A 730-nucleotide genomic window follows, 5' to 3' on the forward strand; every position below is an offset into this window, starting at 1 on the left:
CCAAAGAACACCGTTAAGCCCTCCCAGTTATTACGCCAAGACTTAACCACATGCGGGTACTTATCACCCCAAGTCTCATCAAAGTGCTCAAGATTGGGTTCTGCTATCTCAAGCGTATCAGCGCCGTAGATAGCCTTTAAATCAGCCGCTACGGCTTTCTTATCCGTCCACGGCACAAACTTCATTGAATAGCGCACCATGTGTACGATACACAGCTGAACCTGTGCCTTTGGATAGACGGTGTTAATGGCATCAGGGAAGCCCTTTAGACCGTCAACACAAGCGATTAAGATGTCTTGTACGCCACGGTTTTGAAGCTCGGTAAGAACCCCTAGCCAGAACTTAGCGCCTTCATTCTCTGAGAGCCACATACCAAGCAGCTCTTTTTTACCATTAAGGTTAACGCCTAGGGCTAAGTAAATGGCTTTGTTGATGATCTGCTTGTCTTGACGTATCTTCACGACGATGCAGTCTAAATAGACGATAGGATAAACACTGCTCAGCGGCCGGTTCTGCCATGCGGTGATGTCCTCTAATATGTTATCGGTGACTCTTGAGACAAGAGAGCTTGAAATGTCGACGTCATAGAGCTCTTTAATGCTCTCTACAATCTCGGTGGTGGTTTGACCCTTGGCGTATGAGCGAGGATAAGCAAGTGTGTGGGGCACACTTGCCCGAAGCGCAAGACGGAAGGCTATGCCTGTAGTGACGATATGATCTTGTCATCAAG

General features: G+C 47.8%; 1 pseudogene. It reads right to left on the reverse strand.

Annotation, left to right across the window (positions count from 1 at the left end):
• Positions 1-638, reverse strand: a pseudogene (locus tag HCZ91_RS13835) (IS256 family transposase); the annotation flags it as partial.
• Between the last annotated feature and the right edge of the window lie 92 nt (positions 639-730).

It is taken from the genome of Psychrobacter sp. BI730 (genome assembly GCF_013414195.1).
Classification (GTDB): domain Bacteria; phylum Pseudomonadota; class Gammaproteobacteria; order Pseudomonadales; family Moraxellaceae; genus Psychrobacter.